Source organism: Rothia sp. HMSC062H08, from assembly GCF_001810775.1.
GTDB lineage: Bacteria > Actinomycetota > Actinomycetes > Actinomycetales > Micrococcaceae > Rothia.
Genome location: NZ_KV802656.1, coordinates 85132 through 95542, shown reverse-complemented (window position 1 = coordinate 95542; position 10411 = coordinate 85132). Strand labels below are relative to the sequence as shown.

11 protein-coding genes and 2 tRNA genes are annotated in these 10411 nt (G+C 59.8%); 8 read left to right on the top strand and 5 right to left on the bottom strand.

What is annotated here, in order from left to right:
- Window positions 1-148 precede the first annotated feature (148 nt).
- On the top strand, window positions 149-586 hold the full coding sequence (locus HMPREF2765_RS02365) for a hypothetical protein (protein ID WP_049346177.1): 438 nt from the start codon (window positions 149-151) through the stop codon (window positions 584-586).
- A gap of 108 nt (window positions 587-694) precedes the next feature.
- Complete coding sequence (locus HMPREF2765_RS02360) at window positions 695-1138, top strand: hypothetical protein (protein ID WP_049346166.1); 444 nt, start codon at window positions 695-697, stop codon at window positions 1136-1138.
- Between the two features lie 102 nt (window positions 1139-1240).
- On the opposite strand, the gene HMPREF2765_RS02355 is transcribed toward HMPREF2765_RS02360, so the two are convergent.
- Window positions 1241-1328: transfer RNA gene (locus HMPREF2765_RS02355), tRNA-Ser, on the bottom strand.
- A 125-nt stretch (window positions 1329-1453) separates the two neighbouring features.
- Between HMPREF2765_RS02355 and HMPREF2765_RS02350 the strand changes: the two genes are divergently transcribed.
- The 3 genes from HMPREF2765_RS02350 to HMPREF2765_RS02340 all read left to right on the top strand — a co-directional run bounded on the left by HMPREF2765_RS02350 (window position 1454) and on the right by HMPREF2765_RS02340 (window position 4347).
- Window positions 1454-2464 (top strand): NAD(P)H-quinone oxidoreductase, encoded by a 1011-nt coding sequence (locus HMPREF2765_RS02350; RefSeq protein WP_049346164.1) that lies wholly within the window; start codon window positions 1454-1456, stop codon window positions 2462-2464.
- A 248-nt stretch (window positions 2465-2712) separates the two neighbouring features.
- The gene (locus tag HMPREF2765_RS02345) at window positions 2713-3252 is read left to right on the top strand and encodes a hypothetical protein (RefSeq protein ID WP_049346162.1); all 540 of its coding nucleotides are present in this window, start codon (window positions 2713-2715) and stop codon (window positions 3250-3252) included.
- 219 nt (window positions 3253-3471) lie between these two features.
- Window positions 3472-4347 (top strand): HpcH/HpaI aldolase/citrate lyase family protein, encoded by an 876-nt coding sequence (locus HMPREF2765_RS02340; protein ID WP_049346160.1) that lies wholly within the window; start codon window positions 3472-3474, stop codon window positions 4345-4347.
- Window positions 4348-4473: 126 nt separating this feature from the next.
- Here HMPREF2765_RS02340 and HMPREF2765_RS02335 read toward each other — a convergent pair whose 3' ends face one another.
- Together HMPREF2765_RS02335 and HMPREF2765_RS02330 are read right to left on the bottom strand one after the other, a co-directional pair.
- Complete coding sequence (locus HMPREF2765_RS02335) at window positions 4474-4740, bottom strand: hypothetical protein (protein WP_005504446.1); 267 nt, start codon at window positions 4738-4740, stop codon at window positions 4474-4476.
- A 105-nt stretch (window positions 4741-4845) separates the two neighbouring features.
- Window positions 4846-4920, bottom strand: a tRNA-Thr gene (locus HMPREF2765_RS02330).
- Window positions 4921-5240: 320 nt separating this feature from the next.
- On the opposite strand from HMPREF2765_RS02330, the gene HMPREF2765_RS02325 reads away from it, so the two are divergent.
- Window positions 5241-6005 carry a DsbA family protein gene (locus HMPREF2765_RS02325; RefSeq protein ID WP_049346158.1) on the top strand — a complete coding sequence of 255 codons (765 nt, stop codon included), beginning with the start codon at window positions 5241-5243 and terminating at the stop codon, window positions 6003-6005.
- Window positions 6005-6793 (top strand): spermidine synthase, encoded by a 789-nt coding sequence (locus HMPREF2765_RS02320; RefSeq protein ID WP_049346157.1) that lies wholly within the window; start codon window positions 6005-6007, stop codon window positions 6791-6793. Before HMPREF2765_RS02325 ends, HMPREF2765_RS02320 begins: the two co-directional genes overlap by 1 nt.
- Window positions 6794-6951: 158 nt before the next feature.
- On the opposite strand, the gene HMPREF2765_RS02315 is transcribed toward HMPREF2765_RS02320, so the two are convergent.
- Both HMPREF2765_RS02315 and HMPREF2765_RS02310 read right to left on the bottom strand, forming a co-directional pair.
- The gene (locus HMPREF2765_RS02315) at window positions 6952-7926 is read right to left on the bottom strand and encodes an EamA family transporter (RefSeq protein ID WP_070604184.1); all 975 of its coding nucleotides are present in this window, start codon (window positions 7924-7926) and stop codon (window positions 6952-6954) included.
- 188 nt (window positions 7927-8114) lie between these two features.
- Window positions 8115-9176, bottom strand: a complete 1062-nt coding sequence (locus tag HMPREF2765_RS02310; RefSeq protein ID WP_012902817.1) for an EamA family transporter — start codon at window positions 9174-9176, stop codon at window positions 8115-8117.
- 271 nt (window positions 9177-9447) lie between these two features.
- Between HMPREF2765_RS02310 and HMPREF2765_RS02305 the strand changes: the two genes are divergently transcribed.
- On the top strand, window positions 9448-10329 hold the full coding sequence (locus tag HMPREF2765_RS02305) for a hypothetical protein (RefSeq protein ID WP_049346152.1): 882 nt from the start codon (window positions 9448-9450) through the stop codon (window positions 10327-10329).
- The last annotated feature ends 82 nt before the right edge of the window (window positions 10330-10411 follow it).

Below are 10411 nucleotides of genomic sequence, written 5' to 3'. Positions count from 1 at the left end.
TATAGCGTCCAAGTTTCGGGGCGCAGTTCAGTTGAGGTGCGGGGCTTTTCTGTATGTATGCCGTATGTTTGGTGAAATCGGCTCGACATACTTGTTCCCTTGGTGGGGGAAAGTCTAGGGTGGGCATAACGCCCGGTATTGAAAGGTTATGATGCCCCAAAATAATGAAGTTTTTGATTACAATCCCGAATATGCCAAGCTCTACCAGGGAAATGGCAGCCCGCAGTCTGACGCTGACAACACGGACGATTGGACGCAACATGCGAGCAAGCAACCTTCCGACGAGCAAAGGGCACAAGACGGTAAAAAGGCAGCGAACGTATCCCTGCTTTTCGGCGCCCTCGGCCTCCTATTTTTCTTTCTAGGGTGCTGGTTGTTTGTCCACGATTTTGACAGTGGTGGTCTGCAGATAGTTGTTGTTGCACCGTTGCTGAACGTCCTGGGTATTTGGCAGGGGCGAGTAGCGAAACAGCACGGTGTACCTGCCCTAGCGGGTCGTATTCTCAGCTGGGCGGGTGTAATTTTTGCCCTTCCCTTCGCCATCATCGTCGCATTGTTCTTGATTGTCCTGACCGGCGGAATATAACTATGTCGACTCCACAGGGAGCCTGCGTGTCCTCTTGTTCTAGTGGATTAGGGGAGGGGCTAGGGGGTAATACTTCTCTAATGTTGAATGTGAAAGGTTGTGGATGCGATGTCGCAGCTACCCCAAAATAACGAAGATTTTGATAACAACCCTGAAGACGCCAAGCTCTACCAAGCGGATGACAGCCAACAGCCGGAGACTGACGGCACGGACGACTGGGAGCAACCTGCGAGCGAGCAACCTCCCGCTGTGCAAGGAACACAAGACGGTAAAAGGGCTGCGAACTTCTCCCTGCTTTTCGGCTTCCTCAGCCCGCTGTCTTTCGTTCTAGGGTTTTGGTTGCTTGTCCAGGGTCTTGGAGAAAGTGGTCTGCAGTTAGCTATCGGTGCGCCGTTGCTGAACATCCTGGGTATCTGGCAGGGGTGGGTAGCGCAGAGGCACGGTGTACCTGCCCTAGCGGGTCGTATTCTCAACTGGCTGGGGCTATGCTTTTTCATCGGTATCGCCGCCCTCTTCATGTATATTGCGAATGCCTTGTCACAAATCAACTGACGACGCCCCCGGTAACTCAAAATGGCGTATGCAAAGAGCCCCGTTCCTCAATACGAGGAACAGGGCTCTTTGCGCTCCACACGTGGAGCAGAAGCTATAACGCGGATGGTAAGGGATTTGAACCCTTGAGACGGGGTTACCGCCTACTGGTTTTCAAGACCAGCTCCTTCGGCCGCTCGGACAACCATCCATGCACTCCAGAGACCGGCATTTTATGGCAACACCGTGCCGCAGGGCACTAAGAGATTATCGCACGTTGTATGCTTTCTGTAAATCGCGCACCAACGATGGTGCTTCCGGCAATGAGGAGGACTCATGAGAGCAATTATTGAGAACAGTCACGGTGGACCTGAGGCCCTGACAATCAGCGAAGTCCCCGCCCCCGTACCCCGATCCCACGAAGTTCTCATTCGTGTTCACGCCGCCGGAATCAACCGCGCCGACGCCCTGCAGCGCCGCGGATTCTACCCGCCGCCCGCCGGAGCGAGCGCCATCTACGGCCTCGAAGTAGCCGGTGTCATCGAAGCCGTCGGTGAAGGCGTCTCCGTAGAGAACCGCGGCACCCCCGTCATGGCGCTCCTCGCTGGAGGCGGCTACGCCGACTACGTGACCGTACCGGTCGACCACGTGCTACCCGTACCCGAACAGCTGAGTTTTGCCGAAGCCGCCGGTATTCCCGAAGTCGCGGCAACCGTCTACTCGAACCTGGTTCTCACCTGTGGTATGAGCATGAACCCCGCCGAAAACCTCAAGGAAGACGGTGAACCCGCGGTGGTGCTCGTGCACGGTGGTACCGGCGGTATCGGTGTGCACGCTATTCAGCTGGCGCTCGCCGTAGGTACCCGCGTGTTTGCAACCGTGGGAACCGAGGAAAAAGCAGAATATGTGCGCTTACTAGGTGCGGAACCCATTATTTATACAGAACATTCGTTCCGTGAAGTTCTGCTGGCTGAAACTGGCGGACGCGGCGCTGACTACATCCTCGACGTCGTGGGCGGAAAGTACCTGGACGACAATCTGCACACCCTCGCCGACGGCGGGCACCTGTGCATTATCGGTCTGATGGGCGGCGCCAAAGCAGAAGTGAACCTGGGGTATATGCTCTCCCGCCGCCTGTCGGTGCACGCTACGAGCCTGCGTACCCGTTCGGATCATCAGAAGGCTGAGATTCTGCGAGGTGTACGCGAACACGTGCTGCCGCTGATTGAATCCGGCAGGATTGGCGTGGGTCTGGACCGTATCTTCGACATGGAGGAGGCGGCTGCCGCCCACGAATACTTCGACTCCGGTCAGCATCGCGGCAAGATTGTGCTGCGCATGGTCTAGAAATCGCTGCGCCCCTGCGGTGCTATTTTAGGCCGGTGCCATTTTAGACTGGCGCTGCGGGGAGCGTCGCGTGAGCGGCGTGAAGAAAATCTGGGTTTGAAATAAACAGTTGACTGCTGACATCTCGTCACTAAAGGAGATTTAGGGTAACCTAAGTATAGGGAGGTTTGCGGGTCGCCGCAGAGCCCATCACCGGCAGCCTCCACCGACCAACCAACACGGCACACACACCACGCAGAGGAGGACATATGGGACTTAAAAGCTACCTGCAATCGCGCCGCGACGACGCCGAACTCGGCAAAGGCATCTGGCGCCGATCCCACGACCGGTTCATTCGCGGTATCGACCGCTTCCACCAGGTCCTCGAACGCTTGGCGGCAACCGATTCGTCCACCTCCATGATTGAGCTCATCGTGCCGGACGCAAACGAGCTCGCCGACCTCATCCCGCGCGTGCGTGCAGTCGCTATGGAAGCGCACCGCCTCGCCCCCAGCGACGGCGATATTCCCGCCTCCCCATTCGGCACCTACTCCGACCTGAACCGCGCCCTCTCCAAAGCGGGTAACGCCGTGGCACTCTGCGCCGAAGCGCTCGCCATGGCACGCTGCTTCGGCAACTGTGCCACCGGATGCGACCGCCAGGTGAGCGTGCACCGTCGCGTGGAAACCGTCATCCAGCACATTGAGGATGCCGAACGTCTGATTCAGCGCGCCCAGAAGGAAGCCGCCGGCGAGCTGATCTTCGACGACGGAATCCCCGTGGGCCGCACCCAACTGGTTGAGGCATAACACAGGGGCATAAATCGCGGTCAATAGGCGAGCTAGTTTGATGTGCACCTCAACAGGCGATACGCTTAAAGAAGAGGTGTAGGACACTTCTTATGCGGTTCCGTCACAATGGAGGTGACGACACAATGCGATGGTACGCGCGGAAGAACCGCAGGCTTTTTCCTGCCCCTCTACGGCACAACCCAATGCATATACAATTCACGGAAGAAGTCACACACCATGTTTGAATTCCACCGCAATGAGCGTGCGCGTCAGCTGCGCCCCAGCCTCTCACGCTCCTGGCTCCTCGTGCGCGCCAACTCCTCCGAAGAAGTCTTTGAAGAGGCCTTCGAATCCGAGGCCGACTCCATCATTATCGACCTCGAAGACGGCTGCCCCGCCGAAGAGAAGGACGCCGCTCGCGAACAGGTCGTCCGTATGCTCAACTCCGGCGTCGTCGCATGGGTGCGAATCAACGCCATCACCACCGAACACTGGTGGAAGGACGTCAAGGCCCTCAAGAACGTGAAGGGTCTGCGAGGCGTCATGCTCGCCACCGCAGAGCACGCTACCGACATTGACCGTACCGCAGCCGAGCTACCCCCCGGAACCCCCATCATCGCGCTGATTGAGTCCGCGCTCGGCGTGCACCACTCGGTGGATATTGCTCGCGCAATCGGCACTTTCCGCCTCGCATTCGGCGCAGGCGACTACCGCCGCGACACCGGCTCCTCCGCAACCCCCATGGCGCTCGCCTACGTGCGTTCGCAACTGGTGATTGCCTCCACCCTGGGCGGTCTGCCCGGCCCCATCGACGGCCCGACCCTCGGCGCATACGGCGCTGACCTCTCCAAGGCATGCGGCTACGCGAACGACCACGGCATGACCGGTAAGATCACCCTCGACATTCGCCAGGGTGAGACCATCAACGCGGCATTCTCCCCGAGCGAGCTCGAAATCGAAGAAGCACACCAGATGCTCGACGTGCCCCTCGACGGCCCCCGCGACGGCTCCTACCTGCCGCGCTACCTGCGTGCAAAGAAGGTCAAGGAACTCGCCAAGGTCTACGGCCTGTGGGGCAAGACCGACAGCGACTTCCAGCGCGCATCCAAGTAAGGCGCTGGTCTAAAGTACACACGTAAAAAGCCGCGCATCCGACCCCCGAGCGGGGAACCGGATGCGCGGCTTTTGTCTGCCTGAAACCTCACGAGGCTACAGCCTGGCGGGCTGCTGGTCGGCGGTCTAGTTGCGGGGCGATTTGCCGCCCGTCAGCGCATGAGCGCACACGTACGAAGTCACCAAGGAAATCACAATCGGCACCAGGAACGAGGTGTCATCCTCATACACGGAACGGTAGAAGAACCACACCGCCAGGGAAACCACCAGCGCCAGCACGTACACCAGAGCAAAACGCATCGTGGGGCTCATCGGGCGTGCAGAGCCCGCAGCGGCGCGACCTGCCTGCGCACGGCCACTCTGGCGCTTAGCGGATGCGGATCGAGAAGACATGAGAATCTCCTAAAGTTCGACGGTGACATCTTCGAGAAAACGACAACTCTCAGATGCTAAAAACCGCCGCAACACACCGGAAACCGGCACGCGTTACGGCGGATGTGGAGCCCCCAGTGGGATTCGAACCCACGACCTTTTCTTTACGAGGGAAATGCTCTACCCCTGAGCTATAGAGGCGCATATGCTGCCGTTCTCAACTGCCCGAAAGCAACCGGTGAACAGTGCATACCCCGCAATAGTACCAAAAAGGCGGGGGAGAGGCTAATTACTTTCAACACCGGCCCCGCAGCTGGGAGCAGGCGACAGGGCGGCTATGGTGTGCACTGCATTCACCCCGCAAACCCGCCCGAAGATAGGGAAAGTTCAGGGCAGAGGCATACAATAAACCCTATACCCACGGCGGCTGACAGCACCTCAGAGTGCACATCAACCACAGATTAATCAACCACAGATGTAGCAAACAGGCCAGCCCGCCACCCGTAGAGAGAGGAACCACCATGACTTCACCCCTCAACCGCCGCACCCTGCTACTGGGCGTAGTGCCCGCCGCCGCCCTGGGGCTGAGCGCATGCGGTTCCAGCTCCTCCCAGCCTTCCGCATCGGCGTCTGCGAGCGGTTCGGCGAGCGCATCTGCAAGCACCGCCGCTACCTCGGCAAGTGCATCCGCGAGCGCTTCGGCATCCGCTGACCCTTCGGGTACTGCTTCGGCAACCGCCGATGACGGCTACGTCGGTTACCGCCTCAACCGCGAAGTACCCGGTGCAGGCACCGCAACCCTGTACACCGACTACCAGTGCCCCTACTGCGCTAAGGCAGAACCTAAGTTTGAAGAAGCCGCCAAGAAGCTTGACGGCATCATGAACGTGACTGTGCGTCACATGCCGCTGAACATGCACGCCAACGCCGTACCCGCCGCGCTCGCCGTAGAAGCCGCAGCAGCTCAGGGTAAGCACGTTGAAATGGCGAACAAGCTCTTCGCCACCCAGAACGACTGGAAGAACATCAAAGAACGCGATAAGCTGCGCACCCTCTTCAACGACTACGCCAAGGAACTGGGCCTGAACGTCGAAGAATTCGACAAGGTCCTACTCGCCTCCGACACCGTCAAGCCCATCCAACGCGACTACGAGCACGCCGTGAAGATCGGTGTGAAGGGCACCCCCACCTTCGCCGTGAACGACAAGGTCGTTGAGGGCCTGGATTCCTCCTCCTCGGTGGATGACCTGGTCAGCACCTTCAAGCGTGAAGCTGGCGTGAAGTAGTGGCACACATTCAGCTCTCCGGCGGTCAGCGCGCCGAAATTCACCCCGACGGGTTCAGCGACCACGGCTACGTCCTCGAAATCGGTGGCGCCGAGCAGTCCCACGTGGACGTGCAGAACCCCGACTACGTGTTCTACGAGTACCTGCGCCGCATCGCAAACGCGGTGGATGCGCTCGCACCCGCCGGCGAACCCATCACCGCAGCACACCTGGGCGCCGGTGCGCTCACCCTCGTGCGCTATATTCAGGCGACCCGCCCCGGCTCCCGCCAGGTTGCCGTGGATATTGAGCCCGAGCTCATGGGCTTCGTGACGGACCGCCTGCCGCTACCCGCAGGCACCGACTGCCAGCTTGTGGTGGGGGATGCCCGCGAGCAGCTGGCGAACCTGCCCGAACTGCTGGGCGTGCCCGGTTTTGATGCGATCATTCTCGACATCTTCACCGGCATGGACGCACCCGCCCACCTGGCGAACCGCGACTTCTACCGCGAACTCAAGGACGCCCTGAGCGAGCGCGGCATGGTCGCCATCAACGTGGGCGACGACGCGGGTCTGCCCTTCTTCCAGCTGCAGGCAACCGCCATGCTGGAAGTCTTTGACCACGTGTGGTGCCTGTGCGAGAGCTCCATGCTCAGCGGGCAGAACGAAGGCAACCTCGTGCTGGTTGGCACCGCCCGCGAGCTGGACGAGGACACCCAGGACCGGCTGTACGCGATGGGTCCGCATCCGGCGGAAGTGCTCACCACCGATGAGCTCCGCGACCTGCTGGACGAGCTGGCCGAGAGCTAAACCTGACATACAAAACCGTTGAGGCGGGTACCAACCAGGTACCCGCCTCAACGGTTTTTTCTATGAGTTTTCTATAGGGCTTTCTGTACGCCGCACGCCGTACGCCGGCAGAATTTGGATTTTTACTCAGGACTTTGGTTTTACTCGGGACTTTGGCTTTACTCGGGTAGCGGCATGGGGACGGGATCCTTGCCGTCATCCTTCTGCTTGTGGGAATTACCCTTGGTGGTGGTCAGCGTAATGCCCACACTTGCAGTCATCAGCAGGAAAATCGCCACCCAACGAATCGGGCCGGTCTCCTGATCCAGCAACGCCCAACCGGCAATCGCCGCAATCGCCGGTTCCATGCTCATCAGCACGCTAAACACCTGCTGCGGCAGGTTGCGCAGAGCCATCAGCTCCGCGCTATAGGGAATCACCGAAGCGAACATCGCGGTACCAAAAATCATGAGGAGCAGCATCGGATCCTGCGCCGCATTCCACATCGGCTGAGGAGCCGGAACAACCGCTGCCACCGGGGCAATGAATGCGGCACCAACAAGCATCGCAACCGCCAGACCGCTCGCACCCGGAACCAGGGCACCCACCTTCGCGCTCGAGCGAATATACAGCGCCCAGAACACGCCAGCAATCAGCGCGAACGTCAGACCCAGGTAGTCGGTATCCTTGCCGACCGCCGCCTCGTAGCCGAGCACCAGCATGCCCGCCAGGGCGCAGAGCACCCACACCGCGTCGCGGAGCCTGCGCGTCAGCATGGACGCCAACGCCAGCGGGCCCAAGAACTCCACCGCAACCGCCAAACCAATCGGGATGTGGTCAATCGCGCAATAGAAGAAGCCGTTCATCAGACCGAAAGTCATACCGAAAATGATGACGGCACGCCACTGCTCCTTCGACCAAGACAGCGCACCCGGCGGCATCGTGCCCCTGCGACGGGTACGCCAACGCGCCGCCAACCACACGGCGCTACCCACCATCATGGAAGCAATCGCCAGACGGCTGACACTAATAGCCAGAGCACCAAACAGCGGGAAGAGCGTCACCGCGAACGCGGCACCGAACTGCAGCGATGAGCAGGACATCAGCACAAACATAATGCCCAGTGCGGGGCGTTGAGATGAAGTATGCGGCATGATTCTCCTTCCTGCGCCTCACAAGGCGGTACTTCTCCACGTGTGCATGCTGTGCCGCTACGGGGCAGAACGAACGCTCCAATAGCGCCGTTTAAAGAGCGCGCCCCCCCCGGGCAACACGAGATACTATCCTACTCGTTACCCGGGGGGGGGGCTAGAAGCCGTTGACACGGCTACAGTTCAGTAGATTAGAGGCCCTTCGCCTCACGGTCAGCCTTAATCTGTTCAGCCGACGGAATCGTAATAGAGTTAGTCGCCATCTGCGCAATATCCACCGCGTGCGCATCCACCGCACCCGGCAGGTAATGGTCCGCATCCTCCAGCGTGCCGTCCTCCTGCGCCTTCTTCTGCGCACGAGCGTGAGAAATCGAAATACCGATACTCGCCGCCACCAGCAGAGCAATAGCAACCCAACGAACCAGGCCGGTAGCCTCACCAAGCATCACAATACCCACAGCCGCCGCAATCGCAGGCTCCAGGGACAGCACCACGCTATAAATGTGCGCGGGCAGCAGACGCAGCGAAGAAACCTCACCCAGCGCCGGCAGGGCAGAAGCCAGCAGACCCATCAGGCAGCCAATAGCCAGCAGGTGCACATCCTGGGTGACCTTCAACAGGTTATTGCCGCTTATCAGGAACGGGAACGGCAGAACCAGCAGGGTAGAGACAACGTTACCCACGACCATGCCGCCCATACCCGGAATCAGAGCGCCAACCTTCTCAGTCGCCAGAATATAGGCGGCACGAGAAATAGCGGTCAGGATTGCGAAAACCACACCCATCAACGCGAAATCTTCAGGCTTCGCCTGGGACTCAGCAGTCAGAATCGCCATGCCCGTAAATGACAGAGCAATCCACACCAGGTCCAGCTTACGGCGCGACATAACCGTCGCCAGCACCAGCGGACCCATAAACTCAATAGCCACCGCAATTGCTAGCGGAACCTGCTCAATAGCCACATAGAAGAAGGCATTCGCACCGGTCAGGGCGACACCGAGGACAATGACCGCCATCCACTGCTGACGGGTCCACGAACGAATCTGCGGGCGGAAGAACACCCACAGCAGGATAGAAGATGTCAGCAGGCGCAGAGCGACCACGCCCCAGGGGCCCAAATCGCCCATGAGCTGCTTGGCAAGAGCCGCACCGAACTGCGCCGAAATAATCGCGCCGGTCGCGTACGCAACACCCAGCCCCTGAGTCGCCAGGGGAGAACGCGCAGCATTGGGCGTATGGGTGGAAGAAGTCATAGTATTCCTTAGGATTCAGAAGAGGTATTAGCCGCTATCTGTCATCAGGCGCAACCCGAATCTCCGTGAAGCAGGTCACGCACTATGCAAACAATGAATAGTGTGTAATCTACGACAATTTTACGCGCTTTAAAATTGGGCGCAAATAAAGACCAAAACACCCTAACAAGCGATCAAAAACCTCCACGCCCTCGGTGAAATTTCACCCCCCAAACCCCACCACAGGCCCCATATTCAGGAAAAATTCACCAAGCCGTGATTTACTGAGAGCATGCTTGACCCGAAGAAGTCTCTATTCGATGAAGACGGCAACCCCCGTCCCGCACTGACCACCACCCTCGACAACGTACTGCGCATGCAACGACCGCTCGCGCTGTCCATCGTCAAAAAACTGCGTGAAGCACACCCCGACGAAACCCCCGAACAAATCCACAAGCGCCTCGACCGCACCTACCTGCGTGACATCACCGCCATCGGCGGCGTCACCGGCGCATCCGCATTCGTGCCCGGCGTCGGCACCGTCACCTCCATGAGCCTGTCCGCGCTCGCAGTCGGCGGCTACCTCGAACGCACCGCACTCTACGCCCAGGCAGTCGCAGAACTGCACGGCGTGCACGTACACGACCCCGAAACCGCCCGCTCCATGGTCATGGCAATCATGCTCGGCGAAGAAGGCTCCCAGCTCATGAACACCGTGCTGCTGCAGACCGGCAAGGCAGGCGGTGTCTCCAACAAGTGGGGCATGCTGCTCGGCAACTCCTCCAGCGGCAAGATGTTCAGCGTCGAACGTACCATCCGAAACATGTTCATCCGCCGATTCCTCACCCGCCAGACCGGTGCACTGCTCGGCCGTGCCCTGCCCTTCGGCGTGGGCGCAGTCGTTGGCGGTGGCGCGAACCTGACCCTCGGCAAGGACGTCGTGCGCAACACCCGCCGAGCCTTCGGCGACGCGCCCGCCTACTTCCCCGCAGAGCTCATGATTACCCCGCGTGCACCGCGCGTACAGGGCGGCGAAGGTTCGGACGGCTCCTCCGGCGTGGCTGGCTCCCTGCTCAAGGGCGTCAAGGACGCAGGTAAGGCTGTAGGCAAGGTCTTCACCCGCGACAAGGGCAACGACACCGAAACCGGTCACCACCGCATGCTCGGCCGCTAAACCCGCTGGCTAACAGAACAAAGCAAAGACCCAACACGCTAAAGACCCCGGATCCCTGAACACAGGGACCCGGGGTCTTTAG